Source organism: Methylobacterium sp. TK26 (assembly GCF_055361565.1).
Genome location: NZ_CM143965.1, coordinates 3,249,341 through 3,272,177, shown reverse-complemented (window position 1 = coordinate 3,272,177; position 22,837 = coordinate 3,249,341). Strand labels below are relative to the sequence as shown.

At 71.8% G+C, this 22,837-nt stretch carries 22 protein-coding genes; 13 read left to right on the top strand and 9 right to left on the bottom strand.

The annotated features are described in order from the left end of the window. Positions 1-91: 91 nt before the first annotated feature. Positions 92-2,533 (bottom strand): hybrid sensor histidine kinase/response regulator, encoded by a 2,442-nt coding sequence (locus ACXJ1Y_RS15885; RefSeq protein WP_463847152.1) that lies wholly within the window; start codon positions 2,531-2,533, stop codon positions 92-94. A 342-nt stretch (positions 2,534-2,875) separates the two neighbouring features. On the opposite strand from ACXJ1Y_RS15885, the gene ACXJ1Y_RS15880 reads away from it, so the two are divergent. Then, on the top strand, positions 2,876-3,175 hold the full coding sequence (locus ACXJ1Y_RS15880) for a hypothetical protein (RefSeq protein WP_463847151.1): 300 nt from the start codon (positions 2,876-2,878) through the stop codon (positions 3,173-3,175). Positions 3,176-3,235: 60 nt separating this feature from the next. On the opposite strand, the gene ACXJ1Y_RS15875 is transcribed toward ACXJ1Y_RS15880, so the two are convergent. Further along, positions 3,236-3,679, bottom strand: a complete 444-nt coding sequence (locus ACXJ1Y_RS15875) for a PACE efflux transporter (protein ID WP_463847150.1) — start codon at positions 3,677-3,679, stop codon at positions 3,236-3,238. 89 nt (positions 3,680-3,768) lie between these two features. On the opposite strand from ACXJ1Y_RS15875, the gene ACXJ1Y_RS15870 reads away from it, so the two are divergent. The 5 genes from ACXJ1Y_RS15870 (at position 3,769) to ACXJ1Y_RS15850 (ending at position 8,839) form a co-directional block, all read left to right on the top strand. After that, on the top strand, positions 3,769-4,677 hold the full coding sequence (locus ACXJ1Y_RS15870) for a LysR family transcriptional regulator (RefSeq protein ID WP_463847149.1): 909 nt from the start codon (positions 3,769-3,771) through the stop codon (positions 4,675-4,677). A 94-nt stretch (positions 4,678-4,771) separates the two neighbouring features. Beyond that, positions 4,772-5,776 (top strand): 2-keto-3-deoxygluconate permease, encoded by a 1,005-nt coding sequence (locus ACXJ1Y_RS15865; RefSeq protein ID WP_463847148.1) that lies wholly within the window; start codon positions 4,772-4,774, stop codon positions 5,774-5,776. Between the two features lies 1 nt (position 5,777). Further along, on the top strand, positions 5,778-7,022 hold the full coding sequence (locus ACXJ1Y_RS15860) for a four-carbon acid sugar kinase family protein (RefSeq protein ID WP_463847147.1): 1,245 nt from the start codon (positions 5,778-5,780) through the stop codon (positions 7,020-7,022). Then, entirely contained in the window at positions 7,019-8,020 is a 1,002-nt protein-coding gene (gene pdxA / locus ACXJ1Y_RS15855; RefSeq protein ID WP_463847146.1) for a 4-hydroxythreonine-4-phosphate dehydrogenase PdxA, read from the top strand. Before ACXJ1Y_RS15860 ends, pdxA begins: the two co-directional genes overlap by 4 nt. Before the next feature lie 60 nt (positions 8,021-8,080). Beyond that, on the top strand, positions 8,081-8,839 hold the full coding sequence (locus tag ACXJ1Y_RS15850) for a DeoR/GlpR family DNA-binding transcription regulator (RefSeq protein ID WP_463847145.1): 759 nt from the start codon (positions 8,081-8,083) through the stop codon (positions 8,837-8,839). A 7-nt stretch (positions 8,840-8,846) separates the two neighbouring features. On the opposite strand, the gene aqpZ is transcribed toward ACXJ1Y_RS15850, so the two are convergent. From aqpZ to ACXJ1Y_RS15830, 4 genes are all read right to left on the bottom strand, one after another. Beyond that, positions 8,847-9,584 (bottom strand): aquaporin Z, encoded by a 738-nt coding sequence (aqpZ, locus tag ACXJ1Y_RS15845; protein WP_463847144.1) that lies wholly within the window; start codon positions 9,582-9,584, stop codon positions 8,847-8,849. Positions 9,585-9,924: 340 nt separating this feature from the next. Next, positions 9,925-10,899, bottom strand: coding sequence for an NAD(P)H-binding protein (locus ACXJ1Y_RS15840; RefSeq protein WP_463847143.1), 975 nt, complete (start codon positions 10,897-10,899; stop codon positions 9,925-9,927). A gap of 7 nt (positions 10,900-10,906) precedes the next feature. After that, the gene (locus ACXJ1Y_RS15835) at positions 10,907-12,034 is read right to left on the bottom strand and encodes a metallophosphoesterase (RefSeq protein WP_463847142.1); all 1,128 of its coding nucleotides are present in this window, start codon (positions 12,032-12,034) and stop codon (positions 10,907-10,909) included. 52 nt (positions 12,035-12,086) lie between these two features. Then, positions 12,087-14,123 (bottom strand): YgiQ family radical SAM protein, encoded by a 2,037-nt coding sequence (locus tag ACXJ1Y_RS15830; RefSeq protein ID WP_463847141.1) that lies wholly within the window; start codon positions 14,121-14,123, stop codon positions 12,087-12,089. 336 nt (positions 14,124-14,459) lie between these two features. Here ACXJ1Y_RS15830 and ACXJ1Y_RS15825 point away from each other — a divergent pair, with 336 nt between their 5' ends. Beyond that, on the top strand, positions 14,460-15,515 hold the full coding sequence (locus ACXJ1Y_RS15825) for a diguanylate cyclase domain-containing protein (protein ID WP_463847140.1): 1,056 nt from the start codon (positions 14,460-14,462) through the stop codon (positions 15,513-15,515). 14 nt (positions 15,516-15,529) lie between these two features. On the opposite strand, the gene ACXJ1Y_RS15820 is transcribed toward ACXJ1Y_RS15825, so the two are convergent. Then, on the bottom strand, positions 15,530-16,147 hold the full coding sequence (locus tag ACXJ1Y_RS15820; RefSeq protein ID WP_463847139.1) for a phosphatase PAP2 family protein: 618 nt from the start codon (positions 16,145-16,147) through the stop codon (positions 15,530-15,532). Positions 16,148-16,243: 96 nt separating this feature from the next. On the opposite strand from ACXJ1Y_RS15820, the gene ACXJ1Y_RS15815 reads away from it, so the two are divergent. The 6 genes from ACXJ1Y_RS15815 to ACXJ1Y_RS15790 all read left to right on the top strand — a co-directional run bounded on the left by ACXJ1Y_RS15815 (position 16,244) and on the right by ACXJ1Y_RS15790 (position 21,714). Next, a complete protein-coding gene (locus ACXJ1Y_RS15815) occupies positions 16,244-17,008 on the top strand; it encodes a histidine phosphatase family protein (RefSeq protein WP_463847138.1) in 765 nt (254 codons plus the stop codon). Beyond that, positions 17,005-17,889: an NAD(P)H-hydrate dehydratase gene (locus tag ACXJ1Y_RS15810; protein WP_463847137.1), complete on the top strand. Its 885-nt coding sequence runs from the start codon at positions 17,005-17,007 to the stop codon at positions 17,887-17,889. The genes ACXJ1Y_RS15815 and ACXJ1Y_RS15810 overlap by 4 nt, the downstream gene beginning before the upstream one ends. Before the next feature lie 130 nt (positions 17,890-18,019). After that, the gene (locus ACXJ1Y_RS15805) at positions 18,020-18,892 is read left to right on the top strand and encodes a type 1 glutamine amidotransferase (RefSeq protein WP_463847136.1); all 873 of its coding nucleotides are present in this window, start codon (positions 18,020-18,022) and stop codon (positions 18,890-18,892) included. 51 nt (positions 18,893-18,943) lie between these two features. Further along, positions 18,944-19,153: a hypothetical protein gene (locus tag ACXJ1Y_RS15800; protein WP_463847135.1), complete on the top strand. Its 210-nt coding sequence runs from the start codon at positions 18,944-18,946 to the stop codon at positions 19,151-19,153. Positions 19,154-19,187: 34 nt separating this feature from the next. Next, the gene (locus ACXJ1Y_RS15795) at positions 19,188-21,047 is read left to right on the top strand and encodes an ABC transporter ATP-binding protein (RefSeq protein WP_463847134.1); all 1,860 of its coding nucleotides are present in this window, start codon (positions 19,188-19,190) and stop codon (positions 21,045-21,047) included. Between the two features lie 202 nt (positions 21,048-21,249). Further along, positions 21,250-21,714 carry a four-helix bundle copper-binding protein gene (locus tag ACXJ1Y_RS15790; protein ID WP_463847133.1) on the top strand — a complete coding sequence of 155 codons (465 nt, stop codon included), beginning with the start codon at positions 21,250-21,252 and terminating at the stop codon, positions 21,712-21,714. A 1-nt stretch (position 21,715) separates the two neighbouring features. Here the strand turns inward: ACXJ1Y_RS15790 and soxA are convergent, their stop codons facing one another. Both soxA and ACXJ1Y_RS15780 read right to left on the bottom strand, forming a co-directional pair. Further along, a complete protein-coding gene (gene soxA / locus ACXJ1Y_RS15785; RefSeq protein ID WP_463847132.1) occupies positions 21,716-22,507 on the bottom strand; it encodes a sulfur oxidation c-type cytochrome SoxA in 792 nt (263 codons plus the stop codon). Positions 22,508-22,515: 8 nt separating this feature from the next. Further along, entirely contained in the window at positions 22,516-22,836 is a 321-nt protein-coding gene (locus ACXJ1Y_RS15780; RefSeq protein WP_463847131.1) for a thiosulfate oxidation carrier complex protein SoxZ, read from the bottom strand. Position 22,837 lies beyond the last annotated feature (1 nt).

The window sequence follows — 22,837 nt, the reverse complement described above, 5'->3', positions numbered from 1 at the left end:
AAGGAGCGGGATCCCTCAGCGCGCCCGGCGGGCGTCGCACGTCAACGCGCGCGACCCGCGGCGGATGCGCCCTGGCCGGCGCTTTCCACCGTCAGCCGAAGGTCAGCGCCAACCGCTCCCGCAGGGCCTTGCGCAGGGCCCGGCTGAGGTCGGCGACGGAGTAGGGCTTGCCGAGCAGCGGAAAACCGTCCGTGCCCTCGGAGGCCAGGACATGGCTGTACCCGGAGGTCAGCACCACGGGCAGGTAGGGCCAGCGCCGCCGGATCTCCCGGGCGAGGTCGACCCCGTTCATGCCGGGCATCACCACGTCGGAGAAGACCACCTCGAACCGCTGGCCGGACGCCTCGATCTCGGCCAGGGCGGCCTGCGCGTCCTTCACCCAGACGGCCTGGTAGCCGAGTTCCCCCAGCGCCTGGGTGGCGAAGGCGCCGACCTCCACGTTGTCCTCGACGACGAGGACCGGCGTGCCGTGCCCCTCCGCGAGCGGCCCCGGATCGTCCCGCGCGGGTTCCCGCGCCCCGGCGTCGGCGGAATGGGGGAGGAACAGGGTGAAGGTGGTCCCGACGCCGACCGCGCTGTCGACCGCGACGTCGCCCCCCGATTGCTTGGCGAAGCCGAACACTTGGCTGAGGCCGAGCCCAGTGCCGTGCCCCACGCCCTTCGTCGTGAAGAACGGCTCGAAGATGCGCTCCAGCAGGTCCGCCTCGATGCCGGCGCCGGTATCCGAGACCGACACGGCCACGAAGTCGCCCGGCACCGCCGGGTGCGAGCGCAGGGGCGGGATGCGGTCCGCGCGCCGGACCGCGATGCGCAGGCGCCCCTCGCCCTGCATCGCGTCGCGGGCGTTCACCACGAGGTTCACGAGCGCCGTGTCGAACTGGCTCGGATCGGCGTCGACGTGGCAGGGCAGCCTGCACCCGGCCTCGTCCGTGCCGGCATTCGTATCGGTCTCGACGTGGATGCGGGCGCCGGTGAGCGTGCCGACCATGTCGGCGATGGCCGCCACCGACTGGGCGGCGTCGAACACGGCGGGGCGCAGCGCCTGCCGGCGCGCGAACGCGAGCAATTGGCTGGTGAGCCGGGCGGCGCGGTCCACCGTGTCGGAGATGGCGTCGATGTAGCGCGCGCGCCGCTCCTCGCTCAGGCTCGGCCGCTTCAGGAGGTCGGTCGAGGACTTGATGACGGTCAGCAGGTTGTTGAAATCGTGCGCCACGCCCCCGGTGAGTTGCCCGACCGCCTCCATCTTCTGCGACTGGCGCAACTGCTCCTCCAGCGCCCGGCGCTCGGTCACGTCCCGGCCGGTGGCGTAGTAGCGGTCCCCCTGCAGGATGGCGTTCCACGAGATCCAGCGATGCGCGCCGTCGGCGGTCCTGAGACGGATGTCGATGTTGGAGACGTTCCGGCCGGTGCGCACCATCTCGAAGCCCTGGGCGGCGGCGTCCTGCTCGTCCGGGTGCATCACGGCGTCGATGCCGGTGCCGACGAGGCTGCCCGCCGGCCAGCCGAGCAGGTCCGTCCAGGCCGGGTTGACCGCGCGGATGGTCCCGTCGAGGCTGCAGACGACGAGGAGGTCGCGGCTCGTGCGCCAGACGAGGTCGCGCTCGACGAGCCGGTCGCGGTCCTGCGCATCGCGGCGGCGCTCGGTCTCCAGCCGGACGGTGGCGTCCTCGAACAGCACCGCGACACGGTTCTGCGCCTGGCTGCCGATGCGCACGGCGTGGACGTCGAACACGCGCCCCCGCTGCGAGGCCGCGCCCCGGAACCGCGCGTCGCGGCCCGTGCAGGCGACCTGCCCCAGGGTGTCGAACCAGTGCTGCTCGTGCTCCGGTTCGAGCTCGCGCATCCAGCGGCCTTCCGCGTCGGCGAGTCCCGACTGGCGCTCGAAGGCGGCGTTGACCTCGACGAAGCGGTAATCCTCGGCCCGCCCCCGCGCGTCGAAGCGCATCTCGATGATGCAGAAGCCGGCCTCGCCGTCCTCCAGCAGGCTGCGGAAGGAGGCGCCCCGCCGCACGGCCATCCCCTCCATCTCCCGGAAGCGCGTCAGGTCGAGCTGGCTTCCGAAGAAGTACAGCAATTCGCCGTGCGGGCCGAAGACGGGGCTGACGTACAGCTCGTTGACGAAGGGGCTGCCGTCACGCCGGTAGTTCAGCAACTCGACCACCACGTCCCGCCGCGCCGCGACGGCGTCGCGGATGCGGGTGACGTGGGCCGGGTCGGTGCCGGGCCCCTGCAGGAAGCGGCAATTGCGGCCGATCAGCTCCTCGGCCGCGTAGCCGGAGAGTTCCAGGAACGCGCGGTTGGCGAAGACGATGGGATTGTCCGGCAGGTTCGGATCGGTGACGATCATCGCCATCCGGGTCTTGTCCGAGGCGGTGAACAGCAGGTCGGACCGGAGGGTCCCGACGCCGGCCTCGTTGGCGGTCGAGGGGGCATCCGGCTCCCGGCCGGCGCGGAGGCGCCCGACCTCCGCCACCAGTTCGCTCTCGCGCTGGCGCAGCCGCTCGACCTCGTGTCGAAGATCTCCGTCGGTCATGCGCCTCTCTAACCGGTGCGGCTGCCGGGACCAACGCCCCCCGGCCCGCAGCCGTCACGGTCGGGTGCGGCCATCCGTCCGGCGCCGGGACCGCGCTATGCCGGCCACGCGGCGTATTCAAGCCTGGAACCCGCCGCGCCGGGACCGCCGCCGCCGACTTCGATGCCTCCGGGATAGGTCCGAGGCCGCATAACATCCTCAAACATCAGCAACAATTCGATTTGCGACGAAACACGCACTAGATAAGTTGTCTCATGAATTTACAACGCAAAGTCGTCAATAAAAATAAACAATGACCGCGGATCGAAAGTAAATTATGTTGCCTCATATGGGGGAGCAACAGTGAATACAACGATCTTATGGTGTCGTGCCATCCGACCCAATTTCGCGGGCTACCTCGAACATCATTTCGATATGGTGGGGCCGCAGGTCGTCATGATCCACGCGTGGCTTGTTCAGGATAACAAGGACCACAGCGAATGGCGGCTGAGCCCCCGGGGCACCGAGCATTTTGAGATCTGGGCCGCGTTCAAGGACGCCGGGTCGGTCAACCGGGTGGACGGTCACATCGCCCGCTTGAAGGCGGCCTGGGGGGCGCCCGAGCATCTCGTGCAGTGGCAGCAACGCGACCGGCTGCCGTAGCCGGGCCGGGCGCCCGGCAATCACGGGAAGACGGGTCGCTTTCAGGAACGTCAGCCCCCCTCAGCGGGACGGCTTGGCCGCGACGTCGCCCCAGCTCGCCAGGGGGAAGGCGTGGTCGTAGGCCAGATTGAAGACGAAGGCGTAGGCCACGTAGAAGGCCGCGATCGCGAGGTCCATGAAGAAGGCCTCGACCAGGCCGATGCCGAGATACCACGCGATCGGCGGCAGTAGGATCATGAGCAGCCCCGCCTCGAACAGGACGGCGTGCGCGACCCGCAGGACGACGCTCTTGCGCGTGTGCCCGGCGAACCGCTGCATCGCCCGGTCGAAGCCGAGGTTGTAGACGTAGTTCCACGTCGTCGCGACCAGCGCGCTCCCGAGGCCGATCACGCCCATGTCGGCCGCGTGCAGGCCGAACACCGCGGTCCCGAGGGGCACGATGAGCAGGAGGCCGATCACCTCGAACAGGATGGCGTGACGGATACGGTCTCGTGTGCTGCGCATGATCTCCTCTGCGGAAGCCGACTGGGTTGCCCGCTGTCTATCTGTGATAAGCCGATCCACAAGTTAGGACGTATCTGAGAATCAGATAGATGGCCGTGTCGCTCGATCAGCTTCAAGCCTTCGTGGCGGCGGCGGAGGCCGGCTCCTTTTCCGGTGCGGCGCGGGTTCTGCGGAAGGCGCAATCGGCCGTCAGCACGCAGGTCGCCAACCTGGAGACCGATCTGGGGCTGGCCTTGTTCAACCGGACGGGCCGCAATCCGATCCTGACCCCGGCGGGGGAACGGCTGCTGCTCGAAGCGCGCGTCGTCCTCGACCGGCGGGAGCACCTGATCGGCGTCGCCAGCAGCCTGGAACAGGGCGTCGAGAACCGGCTGGTGGTCGCCATCGACGAACTCTACCCGGAGCATGCCCTCGGCGCGCTCTTCGCCGACTTCGCCCGGCGCTTCCCCTTCGTGGAACTGGAACTGCTCTTCCCCCTCATGGAGGATGTCAGCCGCATGGTCCGGTCCGGGGCGGCCGACCTGGGCGTGATGTGGCGCCAGGAGGCGCTTCCCACGGAACTCGGCTTCCAGACCATCGGCTGGGTGCCGCTCAAGCTCGTCTGCGGCCGCGATCACCCCCTCGCCAAGGAGCGGGTGGAGTGGGAGGAGCTGAAGCGGCACCGCCAAATCCTCGTGGCCGCACGGGGCGACGGCGCGGAGAAGCGCCGCCTGCGGGTGGCCGCCGAAGTCTGGTGGGTGGAGAGCCACTGGGTCATCCTGGAGATGGTCAAGCACGGGATCGGCTGGGCCTTCGTCACCGACCACGTCATCGCCTCGTCCCTTACGGCGCCGTATCTCGTGACGCCGGACCTCCACTTCGATCAGGGCGATTGGCCCATCGCCCTCGAACTCGTCTGGCACAAGCAGAGGCCCTGCGGCCCGGCCGCCGCGTGGCTGCGCGCGCGCTTCGCGGCGGAGCGGGTCGGCGCGAATGCGCAGATTGCGCAACTGCGTTGACGGAATGCGCGATCTGCGCAAAGTTGTCCGCGAGCACCGGCCTGCGCCAGGGCCATCAACGAAAGTGCTCGCGACAATCAGGGAGGACGCGGCGATGCAGTTGCCGATCAAACGGACCATTGACCGCGTTCCGGGGGGCATGATGGTCGTGCCGCTGCTGGCGGGCGCGCTGATCGCGACCTTCTTTCCCGGCACGCCGAAGTTCTTCGGCTCCTTCACCGGGGCGCTGTTCTCGGGCGCCCTGACGATCCTGGCGGTCTTCTACGTGTGCATGGGGGCGAGCATCGATTTCCGCGCCACGCCGTACATCGTGAAGAAGGGCGGCACGCTGCTGATCGTGAAGATCGGGATCGCGCTCATCCTCGGGCTGATCTTCGGGCGCGTCCTCGGGGAGGCCCCGGTCGCGGCGGGCATGTTCGCCGGGCTGTCCACCCTGGCCGTCGTCGCCAGCATGAACGACACGAATGGCGGCCTCTACATGGCACTGATGGGCCAGTACGGCCGCCCCCGGGATGTCGGCGCCTACACGGTCATGTCGCTGGAAAGCGGCCCGTTCCTCACCATGGTGACGCTGGGCGTCGCCGGCCTCTCGGCCTTTCCCTGGCAGACCCTGGTGGGCGCCGTCCTGCCCCTCGTCGTCGGGATGATCATCGGGAACCTCGACCGCGAGATGCGCGCCTTCCTGAGCAAGGCGATCCCGGTCATGATTCCGTTCTTCGCCTTCGCCCTGGGCGCGGGCCTCGACCTCACCAAGGTCTGGCAGGCGGGCCTGCTGGGTCTCGCGATGGGGGTCGCGGTGGTGGTGCTGACGGGCATTCCCCTGTTCCTGGCCGACCGCCTCACCGGGGGCACCGGCGTCGCCGGTGTCGCCGCCGCCTCGACGGCCGGAAACGCCGCCGCCGTCCCGGCCATCGTCGCCGCCGCGAACCCGGCCTATGCCGATGCCGCCGGCCCCGCGACGATCCTGGTGGCGGCCTGCGTCGTCGTCACGGCCATCCTCGTTCCGGTCGTCACGGCCTGGACGGCGAAGGTCGTCGGCCCCGGCGAGGCCGAGGCGGAGGACGTCGTGGCCGAGCCCGCCCCGGCGGGCCGCGCCTGAGATGGACGCGGCCTGGCTCATCCTCGCCGACGACCTGACCGGAGCCGCCGATTGCGCGATCGCGTTCCGTCGGCGGGGGCGCGCGGCCGCCGTCATCTGGGGTGAGACGGCCTGGGACGAGGAGGTCCCGGTCCTGTCCTACGATGCGGACAGCCGGGGGCTCTCCGAGGCGGCCGCCGCGCAGCGCCACGCGGCGCTGCTGCAGCGGTTCCACACGGCCGGGCGCCGCCTGTTCAAGAAGATCGACTCGACCCTGCGGGGGCACCCCGCCGCCGAGATCGCGGCGAGCCTGGCCCCGCTGCGGGCCGTTCACGGCCACGCCTTCGGCATCCTGGCGCCGGCATTCCCCGGCACCGGCCGCACGACGGTCGATGGCCGGGTGCGGGTGGGCGGCCGTCCGCTGGAGGACACGGAGGTCTGGCGGCGCGACCACCGCTACGAGACCGCCGAACTCGGCGCGATGCTGGCGACGGCCGGGCTCGCGTCGCGGGTGCTCCCCCTGGAGACCGTGCGCGGCGGCGGGCTGGCCGGGGCGCTGGCGGAGGCTGCCTCCGTTCCCGACCGGATCGCCGTCTGCGACGCCGAAACCGACGACGACCTGTGCCGGATCGCCGAGGCGGGCTTGGCGATGGACGGCTCGCCCTTCTTCATCGGCAGCGCCGGGCTGGCCCATGCCCTCGCGGCCTCCACCCCGCCGCAGGGGCTGGACCCGGTGCGCATCGGGCCGGACGGGCGGGGCGCGCTGTTCGTGGTCGGCTCCATGGCCGACATCTCGCGGGCCGGCGCCCGGCGCCTCGTGGCCGACGGCGCCGTCCTGCACCTGCCGGTCACGCCGCACACCCTGCTGACGGATGAGGACGGGCGCGCGGGCCTCGCCGCCCAGGTCGCGCAGCGGCTGGCGGCGGGGGGCGACGTCCTGGTGGAGATCGTGCTCGCGGGCGAGCCCGACCTGAGCCTCGGCCTCCGGCTGGCGCATGCCCTGGCCGACGCGCTGGCCTCCGTCGCCGGGGAGATCGGCGCGCTGGCCGCCACGGGGGGCGAGACCGCCGCCGCCCTCCTGACGCGCCTCGACATCCGGGGCATTCACCTCGCGGACGAGATCGAGCCCGGCGTGTCCCTCGGGCTCACCCTGGGGCGGCTCTCGATCCCCATCGCGACCAAGGCGGGCGCGTTCGGCGATGCCGACAGCCTCGTCCGCATCCGTGACCGCCTGCGCAAGGCGCGAACCGAAGGAAGTCTCACATGACCCGTCCGACCATCGCGATCACCATGGGCGATCCCGCCGGCATCGGGCCGGAGATCATCATGAAGGCCCTGGCCCATCCCGAGGTGAACGACCTCTGCCGGCCCCTGGTGATCGGCGATGCCGGGCGCCTCCGGCAGGCGGGCCGCATCGTCGGGTCCGGCCTGACGGTCGAGGCCCACGCCGAGGCGGGCGAGGCGACCTTCCGCACGGGCGCCGTCCAATGCGTGGACCTCGCTTGCGTCCCGGAGGATCTGCCGTTCGGGCGCGTCTCGCCCGTGGCCGGCGAGACGGCGTACCGGTGCATCGCCAAGGCGGTGGAGGTCGTGCAGGCGGGGCAGGCGCAGGGCATCTGCACGGCGCCCCTGTCGAAGGAGGCGCTGCACGCCGCCGGCCACAAGTTCCCCGGCCATACCGAGATGCTCGCGCACCTCACCGGCACGCCGGAGGTCTCGATGATGCTGGTCTCGCCCAAGCTGCGGGTGATCCACGTCACGACGCATATCGGCCTGATCGACGCGATCGCGCGGATCGAGCCGGGCCTCGTCGAGCGGGTCATCGGGCGCGGCCACGCCGTCCTCGTGAAGGCCGGGATCGTCAATCCGAAGATCGGCGTCTGCGCCATCAACCCCCATGCCGGCGAGAACGGCCTGTTCGGCCACGGCGAGGAGGCGGAGAAGATCACCCCGGCGGTGGAGGCCTGCCGCGCGAAGGGGTGGGACGTCCGGGGGCCGCTGCCGGCCGACACCCTGTTCTTCCTCGCGGGGCGGGGCGATTACGACATGGTCGTCGCCATGTACCACGACCAGGGCCACGGCCCGATCAAGGTGCTCGGCCTCGAAGCCGGGGTGAACATCACCGTCGGCCTTCCGGTGATCCGCACCTCGGTCGATCACGGGACCGCCTTCGACATCGCCGGCACCGGGGTGGCGGACGAGCGGAGCCTCATCGAGGCGCTGCGGCAGGCGGTGGGTCTGGCGCCGAAATCGCTGGCGGCCTGACGCCTCCCCTTGCATATAGCGCCGGCCCCCCTGCCGGGGGCCGAGGGAGATGGCACGGGCATGCGGGGGACGGAACGCCGCGCGCGGCTGCTGGCGGCGCTCGAACTCGGGGAGATCGACGTGGACGATCTCGCCCGGCGGTTCGGCGTCTCGGCCTCGACCGTCCGGCGCGACCTCCAGCACCTGTCGGACACCAAGGCCGTGCGGCGGACCTATGGCGGCGCCATCCTCGCCGGAGGACCGCCCGAGACCACCCTGGACCAACGGCTCGCGATCGACGGCCCGGAGAAGCAGGCCATCGCGCGGGCGGCCCTCGCCCTGATCGCGGACGGCGAGACCCTCATCCTGGATGCCGGCTCGACCGTGACGGCCTTCGGCCGCCTCCTGGTGGACCGCCGGCTGCGCATCATCACCAACAACCTCGCGCTGCTTCCCTGTCTGGCCCGCGCGCCGGACATCGACCTGATCGTCCTCGGCGGCGGGTTGCGGGCGACGAGCATGAGCACCGTCGGCCCCATCGCCGTCGAGGCCCTGCGCCGGGTGACGGCGGACCGTTTGGTGACGAGCGCGGACGGCGTCGTCGCCGGACGGGGCCTGTGCGAGGCGAGCCTCGATCAGGTCGCGCTCAAATCCGCGATGATGGCGCAGGCGGAGGACACGATCGTCCTCGCCACCGCCGGCAAGCTCGGCCGCGCGGAGCAGATGGCCTGGGCCCCTCTGCCCCGCCGCTGGACCCTGGTGACGGACGCCCGCGCCTCGCGGGACCAGCGGCAGGCCCTGGCCGAGGCCGGCGCGCATGTCGTGGTGGCCGAGGCCTGAGCGGCCGCTACGCGATCCGCCGCTCGACGACGACGGTGTCGACGATCTTGGTGTCGTCGTAGAGCCACTTCGCCAGGGTGCCGGCGATCATGGCGCCCGCGATGGGGGCGAGCCAGAACAGCCAGAGCTGCCCCACGTAGTCGCCGCCGGCGAACAGGGCGACGCCGGTCGAGCGGGCCGGGTTCACGGAGGTGTTCGTCACCGGGATCGAGATGAGGTGGATCAGCACCAGCGCGAAGCCGATGGGGATGCCGGCGAAGCCGCTGGCGGCGCCCTTCGAGGTCGCGCCGATGATGATCAGCAGGAAGAAGAAGGTCGTCAGCACCTCGATGGCGAGGCAGGCGCCGAGCCCGTACTGGCCGGGGCTGAGGTCGCCGTAGCCGTTCGACGCGAAGCCCTTCGGCACCCAGCCCGCCTTGCCCGAGGCGATCAGGTAGAGGGTTCCCGCCGCGACGACGGCGCCGACGACCTGCGCGACGATGTAGGGCGCGACGTGCTTGTTGGCGCAGCGGCCCGAGGCCCAGAGGCCGAGGGTGACGGCGGGGTTGAAGTGCCCGCCGGAGATGTGGCCGACCGCGTAGGCCATGCTGAGGACCGTCAGGCCGAAGGCCAGGGCGACGCCGACGAAGCCGATCCCGAGTTCGGGGAAGGCCGCTGACAGGACGGCGGCCCCGCAGCCGCCGAAGGCGAGCCAGAAGGTGCCGAAGAATTCGGCAGCCGTGCGTCGTTTCATGTCATGGTCCATGGTCGTTCTCCCTCGGAAAATCTCTGAATTCAGGTCATTATGAGCTTTCGAAATGGGTCCTTGGGGCCCGATCCGGCCTGGAACTACAAACGAAGACCGAATCATGAGTGTCGTTCAGCGAGGGCAGCTTAGGCTTCCCCGCGTTCGACGGCGAGCCGTTTCCGGAAACGGTCGAGCGGGTGTTCCTGTCGCCGTTCCTGATGCGCAGCCGCCATTGACCGCCGGTCCTGCCCGACCTGCCTGGATGCCAGGCGCGGCGAACTCGGGCTGCGGCCGATCCGCAATCTCTCGGATTGGCTGCCCTCGCCCGGCCGGCTGTGCCCGATGGCGCCGCGCCCCGTCAGAACACGGCGTGGTCCCCCCGCTCGGCGGCGGCCTCGCCACGGAGCACGCGGGCGTAATAGTCGAACAGCGTCTCCGACCCGGTGGAGGGGGTGGCCTGCGCGTCGTATCGCCCGGTCGCGGGGTCGAGGACGAGCATGGATTCGGTCGCGTAGTAGCGGCCGATCCGCGCGAGTTCGGCCTTGGCCGCCAGGGACGGCACCCATCGCCCGAGGGTCGACAGCACGGCGACGATGCCGTCGAGGAGCGCCACCGGAACATGCCTGAAGCGCGGTTCGCGCCCGAGCAGGGCGAAGAGCCGCTCGCCCTGCGCCTTCGGCGTGATCGCCTCGCCGGGGCCGCCGATCGGCAGCACGCGGTTGCGCCGCCCCTCGGCGTCGAGGCAATCCGCGAGGTAGCGGCCGAGGTCGTCGTCGCTGATCGGCTTGCAGGCCGTCAGGGTCCCATCGCCGAACACGAGGAACGGCTTGCCGCGTCTCACCCGCTCGATCTGCCCCGAGAGGGATTTGAAGAAGGCCGTCGGCCGGACGATCGTGTAGTCGAGCCCCGACGCGATCAGCTCCGCCTCGAAGGCGAGCTTGGCGTGCTGGAAGGCGAGGAGGGGCTTCTGGACGCAGATCGCCGACAGGAGCACGACATGGGTCACGCCGGCCGCCCGGCTGGCGTGGAGGGCGTTCACCTGCGCGCGGTGATCGATCGCCCAGGCGTCGTCGGGCAGGCCGGTGCGCGACGCGAGGCAGGACACCAGCACGTCGAAGGTCTCGCCGCGCAGGCCCTCGCGCGCCACCGAGACCGGATCGGTGAGGTCCACGATCCGGGTGGCGGTGCCGGTCTCGGCGGGGCGCCTGACGAGGCAGGTGATGTCATGGCCGCGCGCGGCGAGCGCCCGCACGGTCGCGCGGCCGATCGTGCCCGTCGCCCCCAGGACGAGGACGCGGCGGGGCCTCGCGCCGTCCGGCCGATCCGGGGTCATGACCGCCTCATTGCAACGCTCCGCCCGCCCGCAGGGTGATCCGCGTCAGTTCGGAGGGGCGGCCGAGGCGCAGGGCGAAGCCCGGCCACAGGGCGGTCCCGTTGCTGACGTAGAGCACCATGCCCCCGACCCGGTACGCCCCGGAGACGAACCCGGCATTCCCCCGCGCCACCAGCTGGTCGAGGCCCCGGATCATGCCGCCATGGGTGTGACCCGACAATTGCAGCCGCACCCCCTGCGCGGCCGCCCTGGCGGCGTTGCCGGGCTGGTGGTCCAGCAGCACGACCGGCGCGTCAGGCGGGGCGCCCGCCAGCGCGGCGGCGAGGTCGGGCCCCGGATTGCCCGTGGCGGGGGCCGAGCGGTCGGTCACGCCCGCCACCACGAGGGCCCCGCCCTCGCGCCGGAGGACCGTGTGGCCGTTGGCCAGCATGCGGATCCCCATCCCGGCGAGGTGGCGCATCCAGGCCGCGTAATCGAAGAAGTATTCGTGGTTGCCGGGCACGGCCCAGACCCCGTCCGGCGCCGTCAGGGCGCGCAGCGGCGCGACGTCGTCCCGCCGGGAGGCGAGGGCGCCGTCGATGAAGTCGCCCGTCACCACGATCAGGTCGGTGCGGAGGGCGTTGGCGCGGGCGACGACGGCCTCGGCCCAGGGAGCCGGGAACAGCCGGCTGATGTGCAGGTCGGAGAGGTGCAGGAGCGTGTAGCCGTCGAAGGCGGGGGGCAGGTCGGGGATCGCCACCGTCACGTCCTTCAGCGGCGGCACGCGCACGGCCTGGGCCACGGCCAGCGCCGCCAGGACCACGGCCGCGAGCACCGCCGCGTAGCGCCAGGCCAGGGGGACGGCCCATCCGCCGCCGGGCACGGCCCAGCCCGCCAGCGCCACGGCATCGAGGGCGAGGAGCATCGGCGCGGCCAGCGCCAGCGCGCCGAACGCCCCGTTGAACAGGATCACCACCGGGCGGGGGAATTCCGGCGCGAAGACCGATCCCGACGAGAGGCGGCTCCACAGGTGATACTGGGATGCCGCGATCAGCAGGATGGTGGCGCCGAGCTTGACCGCGAGGGGCCAGGGGCTCGGCCACACGACCCGCGCGGCGACGTAGAGGGCGGGCAGGCTGGGGATCAATCGGATCATAGGCCGCTACATGGCGGGCGGCCCGTGCAAAGCAAAGCTTGCCGCCCGGCCGTCACTTCCTCAGCGGCACGCCCTTGGTGGTGAAGACCGGGCGACCCGCGTGGCGGCTCCGGCCCCCGGGCTTGCCCAAGCCTGCGCCCGCGCCGGTCCCCGGCGGCTGCGAGAACGGCACCAGTTGGTCCGGCCTCGGCCCGATGAGGTCGGCCCGGCCCATCTCCCGCAGCGCCTCGCGCAGGACCGGCCAGTTCTCGGGGTCGTGGTAGCGCAGGAACGCCTTGTGCAGCCGCCGCTGGCGCATCCCCTTGATCGCCTCCACCGGCTCGCTGCCGCCCCGCCGCACGCCGCGCAGCGGGTTGATCTCGGTGTGATACATGGCGGTGGCGGTCGCCATGGGGGAGGGCAGGAAGGTCTGCACCTGATCGGCGCGGTAATCGTTCTTCTTCAGCCAGAGCGCGAGGTGCATCATGTCCTCGTCGGTCGTGCCGGGATGCGCGGCGATGAAGTACGGGATCAGGTAGTACTTCTTGCCCGCCTCCTTCGCGGCGGCGTCGAACATGGCCTTGAACCGGTCGTAGGTGCCGATCCCCGGCTTCATCATCTTGTCGAGGGGGCCGCGCTCGGTGTGCTCCGGCGCGATCTTGAGGCGCCCGCCGACATGGTGGGTCACGAGTTCCTTGACGTATTCGGGGCTCCGGACCGCGAGGTCGTAGCGCACGCCGGAGGCGACCATCACCTTCTTGACGCCCTTCACCTCGCGGACCTTCCGGTAGAGCCGGATCAGGTCGTCGTGCGAGGTGTTGAGGTTCGGGCAGATGTCCGGGAACACGCAGGAGGGCAGGCGGCAGGCGGACTCGATCTTCGGGTCCTTGCAGGCCATCCGGTACATGTTCGCGGTCGGCCCGCCGACATCCGAGATCACCCCCGTGAAGCCGGGGGTCTTGTCGCGGATGTGCTCGATCTCGCGCAGGATCGAGCCCTCCGAGCGGTTCTGGATCACCCGGCCCTCGTGCTCGGTGATGGAGCAGAAGGTGCAGCCGCCGAAGCAGCCGCGCATGATCGTCACCGAGAACTTGATCATGTCCCAGGCGGGGATCTTCGCATCGCCGTAGGACGGATGGGGGGCGCGGGCGTAGGGCAGGTCGTAGACCGAATCCATCTCCTCGCTGGTCAGCGGGATCGGCGGCGGGTTCAGCCACAGGTCGCGGTCGCCGTGGCGCTGGACCAGCGGGCGCGCGTTGCCGGGGTTGGCCTCCCGGTGCAGCACCCGCGAGGCGCGGGCATAGGCTTCCTTGTCGTCCTTCACCTGCTCGTAGGCGGGGAGCCGGATCACGGTCTCGCCGGGCTTGCGGGAGGCGGCCTCGTCCGCGGAGTCGAGGTCGTCGGCGGGCAGCTCGGTGTAGTGGGCGGGCACGCGGCGGAACAGGGCGACGCCCCGCACGGAGTCGAGCTCGTTCGGGGCCTCGCCGACCGCGAGGCGGTTCGCCACCTCGATCACCGCCCGTTCGGCGTTGCCGTAGAGGAGCAGGTCGGCCTTCGCGTCCGCCAGGATCGAGCGGCGTACCTTGTCGGACCAGTAATCGTAATGGGCGATCCGGCGCAGCGACGCCTCGATGCCGCCGAGCACGATCGGCACGTCCTTGTAGGCCTCGCGGCAGCGCTGCGTGTAGACGATGGTGCAGCGGTCGGGCCGCCGGCCGCCCTCGCCGCCGGCTGTGTAGGCGTCGTCGTGGCGCAGGCGGCGGTCGGCCGTGTAGCGGTTCACCATCGAATCGAGGTTGCCGCCGGTCACGCCGAAGAACAGCCGCGGCTTGCCCAGCGCCTTGAACGGCTCCGCCGACTGCCAATCGGGCTGCGCGATGATGCCGACCCGGAACCCCTGCGATTCGAGCAGCCGGCCGATGATGGCCATGCCGAAGCTCGGATGGTCCACGTAGGCGTCGCCCGTCACCAGCACGATGTCGCAGGCATCCCAGCCGAGGGCGGCCATCTCGGCGCGGCTCATCGGCAGGAACGGCGCCGCCTTTCCGGCGTGCGGCAGCTTGCAGGCGAGGGGCGCCACGGGCCGTTCGGGTGAAATCTGAAGTTCCATGGGCCACTGCATAATGCGCCGGGCTCAAGACCTCAACGAATGGCACCCGTTCCTTTACTGCCGGCGCGACACTTGGACTCTGCCTCGGGGGGGCCGGGCGACACGCGTGGGCGGAGCCGACGAGATGGGGAGGTGATGCCACCGGCGGCACAAGTGTCGAGGAAGCTTGACGGTCGTGTACGTGGAAACCGAAATTGCGAGCTGCGCAGCGATTTTCAGTTTACCTTGCACGTTTAATTCCCCGTAAGTCTTCGAACCTACTGTGACCCTTCCCGAAACTGCGCCGTTACCGAGTGGCGCGTCACGTAGCGGAAGTCAGGGCTCCCGATGGTACCGGTGCATCCCCGCGAAGCCGCCCGGCTCGATGCCCTTCTCGATCTCGACATCCTGGATACGGCGCCCGAGGACCAGTTCACCGCGATCTGCGAGACGGCCCGCGACCTGTTCGGCGCCCCCATCGCCCTCGTGTCCCTCGTCACCGAGACCGACCAGTGGTTCAAGGGCCGCTGCGGCATCGGCCTGCCGGGCACGGCGCGCAGCGAATCCTTCTGCACCCACACCGTGGTGTCGGACGAAGTCCTCGTCGTCGAGGATGCGGCGCGGGACCCACGCTTCCGCGACAGCCTCCTCGTGACGGGGGCGGAACGGGTCCGGTTCTATGCCGGCGCCCCGCTGGAGGTCGCCCCCGGCCTTCAGGTCGGCAGCCTGTGCGTGATGGACCGTGTCCCGCGCAGCTTCACGGCCCGGCAGCGCGGGCAGTTGGAGAACCTTGCCCGGATCGTCACCGCGCAATTACGGCTGCACAAGACGGAGCGCCTCCTGCGCGAGCGCGAGGCGCGGCTCGCCCATCTGGCGCGGCACGATCCGTTGACCGGCCTGCCGAACCGGCTGCAATTCCGCGAATGCCTGCAGGGCGAGATCGCGCGGGCGCAGCGGGGCCATGACGGCTTCGCCCTGCATTGCCTCGACCTCGACCGGTTCAAGGCGATCAACGACAGCTTCGGCCACCATGCCGGCGACCGGCTGCTCCAATCCGTCGCCGACCGCCTGCGCGCTGCGGTCCGGGACGAGGACGTGGTGGCGCGGCTCGGCGGCGACGAGTTCGTCGTGATCCAGCCGGGGGCGGACCGGGCGAGGGCCATCACCCTGGCGCAACGGCTGATCGCCGCGCTCTCGTCACCCTTCGACCTCGACGGCCATGAACGGCAGATCGGCGTGAGCATCGGCATCGCCCTCGCCGCCGCCGGGGCGGTTCACGGCGAGGCCCTTCATACGCGCGCCGACAAGGCGCTCTACGCGGCCAAGGCCTCCGGCCGCTGCACCTTCCGGTTCGCGCAGGCCGTCGAGGACGGCGCGCGCGAGCCCGCGCTGCGCCGGAGGGGCGCGGCGTGAGCGGCTGATCGCCCTCAGCGCGGGGGCCGGCGGCGCTCGTGCGTCACCCGGTCGACGGCGTATTCCGCCGCGACGCCGATGGCCGCCCCCGCCAGCACGTCGGCGGGGAAATGGGCCCCGCGCAGGACCTGCGCTGCGACGATCCCGGCGGCGACGGCATAGGCGGGCCCCGCGACCTCCGGGTAGGCCCGGACGGCGGCGCAGGCGACGGCGGCGCTCAGGGCGGAATGGCCCGACGGGAAGGATTGCCACGGCCCGACATTCGTCCCCGGCCATCCCCGCGCGTAATACCCCTCGTCCAGGACGACGTTGGGGCGGGTCCGGTGCACCGTCCGCTTCAGGCTCGTCTTCACGAGGCTGGCCAGGATGCCGGCCTCCAGCATGTGCCGCCCCGCCGCCGCGAGCCGGCGGTCCCGCGCCGCGAGGCCCAGGGCCAGGGTGCCGGCGGACAGCGCCAGCAGCGATTTCCAGCTTCCGATCTCGCTCGCGCTCCCGAGCCTGCGCACCACGGGATGATCCTTGCCGCGCGCCAGCCGGAGGCCGGCGGCGACGTCCGCCGCCTCGAACCGGTTGGCGGGGTCGGCGGGGCTGATGTGGGGGGGCCGGTCGGTCGGGCGTGCAAGCATGGCCATGAACGCGCGGGGCCGGCGTTCGTTCGGTGCGCGCCCGACGCCCGCGAACCCGGGGCCCCGAACGGCGTTGCCGAACGCAATCGAAGGGCGAAGTTCATGCACCAGCGCTGGCCGAGCCGGCTGTGGATCGTGCGGCACGGTGAGAGCGCCGGCAATGTCGCGGCGGAGGCCGCCCATGGCGCGAGCCTCGCCCGGATCGACATTGCCGAGCGCGACGTCGACGTGCCCCTGAGCGCGCGCGGCGCGCACCAGGCCGACACGGTCGGGCGCTGGTTCGCGGACCAGCCGGACGGAGCCCGCCCGGAGATCGTGCTGACCTCGCCCTACCTCCGGGCGCGGCAGACCGCCGACCGCATCCGCGCCGTAGGCGGCCTGTCGCCGGGGGCGCCCGCGTTTCACATCGACGAGCGGCTGCGCGAGCGGGAACTCGGCGTCCTCGACCGGCTGACCCGCGCTGGCGTCGAGCAACTGCATCCCGAGCAGGCCGCCATGCGCCGCCGCCTCGGCAAGTTCTATCACCGGCCGCCATCCGGCGAGAGCTGGTGCGACGTGATCCTGCGCCTGCGGAGCGCCCTGGACACCGTGTCCCTGCATTACGCGGAGCGGCGGGTGCTGATCGTCGCGCATCAGGTCGTGGTCCTGTGCCTGCGCTACCTGATCGAGGACATGACCGAGGCGCAGATCCTGGGCATCGACGCCGAGGGCGACGTCGCGAATTGCTCCGTGACCGAATACGCCTTCCGCTCCTCCGGGGGCGGCACCGGCCACCTCGCGCTGGACCGCTACAACTTCGTCGCGCCGATCACCGCAGGCGGCGCGACGGTGACGTCCGATCCCGACGCGAACGTGGCGGCCCGATGACCCCCAGCATCCTCACCCCCTCCCTGCTCCGGGAGCACCCGCTCCCGGTCCCCCGGGAGGGCAGCAAGGACGCGCGCGGCAGCGTGCTGGTCATCGGCGGCTCGGCCTCGGTTCCGGGGGCGGCCCTGCTGGCCGGCGTCGCGGCCCTGCGGGTGGGCGCCGGAAAGCTCAAGATCGCCACCGTCGCCAGCGCGGCCGCCGGCATGGGGCTGATGGTGCCCGAGGCGATGGTCGTCGGGTTGCCCGAAGCCTCCGATGGCGGCGTGGACGCCCCGCGCGCCGCCGACGACCTGCGCCGCATGGCGGGGGGCTGCCAGGCCGTCCTGATCGGGCCCGGCATGATGGGCGACGACGCCTCCGCCTCGCTCACGGCTGGGCTGCTCCGCGCGGATGGGTCTCCCGCCTTCGTCCTCGACGCCACGGCCCTGTGCGGCCTCGCCGTCCATGCGGAGGCGGTGAGGGCGGTTGGCGGGCGGGCCGTGATCACGCCCCATGCCGGCGAGATGGCGCAACTCCTCGACCGGAGCCGGGACGCGGTCGAGGCGGACCCGCTCGACGCGGCGCGGGCGGCCGCCACCCTGCTCGGGACGGTGGTGGTGATGAAGGGCGCCGCGACGACGATCGTGGACCCGCAGGGCGGCCACTGGCTCTACGAGGGCGGCGGCGTCGGGCTGGCGACCTCGGGCTCGGGCGACGTGCTCGCCGGCCTCGTCGCCGGGCTCCTCGCCCGAGGCCTCGAACCCCTCTCCGCCGCCCTGTGGGGGGTGTTCCTGCACGGTGAAGCCGGCCGTCGTCTGGCCGCCTCGATCGGTCCCATCGGCTTCCTGGCGCGGGAGATCTCCGGCGTGGTGCCGGGCCTGCTGCGCGAGACGATGGGCTAGTCCCCCTCCCGCCTGCCAGCATGCCGCACGCATACGCGCGCGCCTTCGGGGGTTGGTGCGAGGCATCGCATCCTCGCGCTCCGTCCCGCTCGCCGAGCCCGCCCGAGGACCCCCATCGCAAAGGCAGAATGTGGCCTCCGACCGTCCGACCCCACGCCTGCTCGTCGCCGAGAGCGAAACCCCGGAGGCGCGGGACGAGCGCCGCGCCAGCGTGGGCCGCTCCTCCGGCGAGACCTATCTCGACGTCCTGAACCGGCTCGCGCCCGGCGCCGTCTGCGACCGGGTCTTCCCCGCCGACGCGGATGCCGCGCTCCCGGCGGGCACCTCGCCCGCCGATTACGACGCGGTGCTGTTCAGCGGATCGCCCCTCCACCTCTACGACGAGACGCGCGAGACCCGGCGCGCCATCGCCTTCATGCGGGCCGTCTTCGACGCCGGCACGCCCTCGTTCGGCTCCTGCGCCGGCCTGCAGGTCGCGACCGTGGCGGCGGGCGGCAGCGTCCGCCCGAACGTCCGCCGGCCGGAGGCGGCCTTCGCGCGGCGGATCACCCCGACCGAGGCGGGCCGCGCGCATCCGCTCCTGGCCGGACGGCCCGCCGCCTTCGACGCGCCGTCGATCCACACCGACGAGGTCGAGGCGCTGCCGCCCGGCGCCGTGCTGCTGGCGGAGAACGGCCTCACGACGGTCCAGGCCGCCGAGATCCGCTTCGGACGGGGCACGTTCTGGGGCGTGCAGTACCATCCCGAGATCGGCCTGGACGAGGTGGCCGGCGCCCTGCGGCGGCAGGCGGACGGCCTCGTGGAGGCGGGGCTCGGCCGCGACCGCGCCGACATCGAGGGCTATGCCGGGCAGATCGACGCGCTCCACCGGGCGCCGGAGCGGCCCGACCTCGCATGGCGCCTCGGCCTCGACGAGCAGGTGACGGACGAGCGGCGGCGGCTGACCGAGCTGCGCAACTTCCTCGAAAGCCTTCGTCGGGTCGAGAACAGGAACCCGCACTGATGCCGCGGGCTTGCCCCCCGTGCCGACCTCTCGTCGGCCAGGAGGAGTGTCATGTCGAGCGACACCGAAACGCACCATCAGTTGCTGAACGCCCTGAAGGTTGCCCAGGACAAGCGTGACGGATCCTTCGAGAAGGCCGTCACGGCGGCCTTCGAGCATGTGTTCGAGCATCTGACGCGGCTGAACGACCACGTCTCCCCCGGCGGCCCCAATGGGGGCGAGCCGCATCTGAAGCCGGGCGAGCCGGCCACCCTGCGGTAAGGTCGGGACACGATCCAGCGGCGCGAGATCCGATTTGTCGTCGTCAGCCACCGAACGGCTCCGCCGCGCCGCCGCGACACGGATCGGCCCCCTGCGGCACCTGCCGGCCCTGTTCCGGCTCGCTTGGTCCACGAGCCGCGCCCTGACGCTCCTCAGCGTCGGGTTGCGGCTCGCCCGCGCGGCGGTGCCGGCGCTGATGCTCTACGTCGCCAAGCTCGTGGTCGACACGGTCGTGGCCGGGCGGGCCGACCCCGCCGGGGCGGCGGGTGCCGAAACGTGGTTCACCGCGCCGATCCAGCGGCACGTCGAACTGCTGATCGGGATCGAGCTCGCGCTCGCCCTCGCCTCCGACCTGCTCGGGCGGGCGACGACCCTCGTGGACGGCGTGCTGGCCGAGAGGACCGGCAACGCCATCACCCTGCGGCTGATGGCCCATGCCGCCACCCTCGATCTCGCGCAGTTCGAGGACCCCGCCGTGCAGGACGGGCTGGAGCGCGCCCGGCGTCAGGTCGCGTGGCGCGCGAACCCGATGGGCCAGCTCCTCGGCCAGCTTCAGGACGGCCTGACCGCCCTCTCCCTGGCCGTGGCCGTCGTGGCGTTCCTGCCCTGGCTCGTCGTCCTGCTCGTCCTCGCCCTGATCCCGGCCTTCCTCAACGAGCTTCACTTCAACCGGCAGGGCTATCGCCTCGCCTACCGGCGCTCGCCGGAGCGGCGGGAGGGCGATTACATGCGCCAGCTCGGGGCCGGGGCGGAGACCGCCAAGGAGATCAAGCTGTTCGGCCTGAGCGGCTACCTCGCCGCGCGCTTCGGCATCCTCGCCGACCGCGCCCTGCGGGAGAACACCCGCCTCGCCCTGCGCCGGGCGGTGGCGGGCGGGCTCTTCGCCAGCCTCGGCACGCTCGCCTATTACCTCGCCTACCTCGTGATCGCCCTGCGCACGGCCACCGGCACGCTCACGCTCGGCGACCTCACCTTCCTGACGGGCGCCTTCCTGCGGCTGCGCGGCCTCGTCGAGGGGCTTCTGCTCGGCCTCTCGCAGCTGTCGGGGCAGGCGCAGTATCTCGACGACCTGTTCACGTTCCTCGCCCTCGCCCCGCGCGTCCGCGCGCCCGCCGTGCCGGCCCCGTTCCCCACGCCGATCCGCGACGGCTTCGTGTTCGAGGCGGTGGGCTATCGCTATCCGGGTGCCGAGCGCTGGGCGGTGCGCGACCTCTCCCTCACGATCCGGGCCGGCGAGGTCGTGGCGCTGGTGGGCGAGAACGGCAGCGGCAAGACCACGATCGTCAAGCTCCTGGCGCGTCTCTACGACCCGACCGAGGGGCGCATCCTGCTCGATGGGCGGGACCTGCGCGACTACGACCCGAACGTCCTGCGCACGCGCATCGGCGTGATCTTCCAGGATTTCGTCCGCTTCGACCTCACGGCGGGGGAGAACATCGCGGTCGGGCGCATCGAGGCGCAGGACGACGCGCCTCGCATCGAGGACGCGGCGGGCCGCGCCCTGGCCGACACCGTGGTGGAGCGGCTGCCGGCGGGCTACGGCCAGCGGCTGGGGCGCCGCTTCGAGGACGGGGTCGATCTCTCCGGGGGCGAGTGGCAGAAGCTCGCCATCGCCCGCGCCTACATGCGCGAGGCCGAGGTGCTGATCCTCGACGAGCCGACCGCCGCCCTGGACGCCCGCGCGGAGGCCGAGGTGTTCGCCCGCCTCCGCGCCCTCGCCCTGGGACGCACCGCCCTGCTGATCTCGCATCGCTTCTCAAGCGTGCGCCGCGCGGATCGGATCGTCGTGCTCGGGGACGGCCGGGTGCGGGAGGCGGGCACGCACGAGGAACTGGTCCGCGACGGCGGGCGCTACGCCGAATTGTTCGAGCTGCAGGCGGCGGCCTACCGCTAGTGCAGTGACGCACTCACTCCATTCATGCGTCTCTGCCCTAGCTCATTGTTTTTGCATCAATTTTTCCAGACACGGCTGACGCCTTCGTCTGGATCGATGCACTAGGCCGGGGCATCGCCGCAGGCTCGGCCGTTTTCGCGTCTTCACCCCGCCCGTGCTAGCCTCCCGCCGACGCCACGGCGTCGTCTCTGGGGGATTCATCATGGAACGGCGTCGGTTCATCGCGGCGGGGATGATGGCGGGTCTGGCGACGAGCGTCGCGGCCCGCGCGGAGGAGGCCGGGCACCATCACGGCCACGATCACGGGGCGGCGGCGGACGGCGCGCACGACCACCCGCCGCTCTATGCGGCGCTCAGCGCGGCGAGCGCCCATTGCGTCGAGACCGGCAACAACTGTCTGCGCCATTGCTTCGGCATGGTCGCGATGAAGGACACCAGCATGGTGTCGTGCATGGCCTCGGTCCACGACCTCATCGCGGCCTGCGACGCCCTGCAAGCCATCGCGGCGGTGAACTCGCCGCACACCCGCGTCATGGCCCGCGCCGTCGCCGAAATCTGCACCGCGTGCGAGACCGAGTGCGGCAAGTTCCCCGACATCGCCGAGTGCCGCGCCTGCCGCGATTCGTGCAAGGCGTGCGCGGCCGAGTGCAGGAAGATCGCGGCCTGAGTCAGGGCCGCACGGCCGGAGTCTCCACCGGCAGCGGCGCGGCCCGCGTCGCGAGGTAGAGTTCGAGGGCGACGAAGTCCGGCGCACCGTAGGCGAAGGGCTCCGCCCGCATGCCGGTGAGGCAGTTGCGCAGGCGCCTCTGCAGGGAGCCGAGCCCCTGCCATTCGAGGCGGTAGAGTGGGTAGCCGGTCGGCTGCCCCTGCGGGATCACCGCCGCGCCGAGGCGGCGGCCCCAATGGTCGTCGTGGCAGATCGCGCAGGACAGGCCGAGCTGCCCCTGGCGGGCCTCGAACAGCGCGCGGCCCTGCCGCCGCGCGGGCGTGAGACGGTCATCGTCCGGCGGGGCGATGGGCAGGCCGCGCGATTGCACGGCGACGAAGGCCGTCAGCGCCAGCAGGTCGGGGCTCTCGTAGGCGAGGGGCTCCACGCCCTGGTGCTCCCGGCGGCAGGCATTCACCCGGTCCTGCAGGTCGATGGGCCGTTCCGTCCGCGCGTCCCACGCCGGGTAGCGCGCCGCCACCCCGCGCAGGCTCGACGCGGCCTCGCCATGGCACCCGGAACAGGCCGGCCGGCCGGAGGGCGGACGCGCCGTCCAGAGTTCGGCCCCGTCCGCGACCGCGAGCAGGCCGGGATTGGCCTCGTCGTCCCGCTGCATGGCCTGGATCGCCGGGCTCATCTGGTCGAAGCCCGAGCGCCGGTCGGCCGGGGCGATGGGCTCCGCCCCCGCCAGGGTGCCGGAGAGCAGGATGGCCAGGAGGGCGGCCGGCGGCGACGTGCCGGAGCGGGGCGGCATGGCCGGGCTTAGGCCACGGTGATCGACGCCGTCTCGGTCTGGTCGAACCCCCCGTCGCCGTGCCACGTGAAGCTGAAGCGGCCGCTCCTCGTCGCCACCCAGGTGAAGGTCAGGAACGGGTTGGCCGCCGAGGCGGGGAAGAGTTCGGCCCGGAAGATCTCCTCGTCCTCGAAGCGGCAGACGAACTCCGTCACGATGTTGCGCGGCAGGATGCGGCCGTCCGCGCCGGGGCGGAACCCCGTCTCCATCGGGTGCGCGATCAGCGTCTTGATCGCGATCACGTCGCCGGCCTTGGCGGTCTTGGGCAGGTTGATCAGGGCACGGGCCATG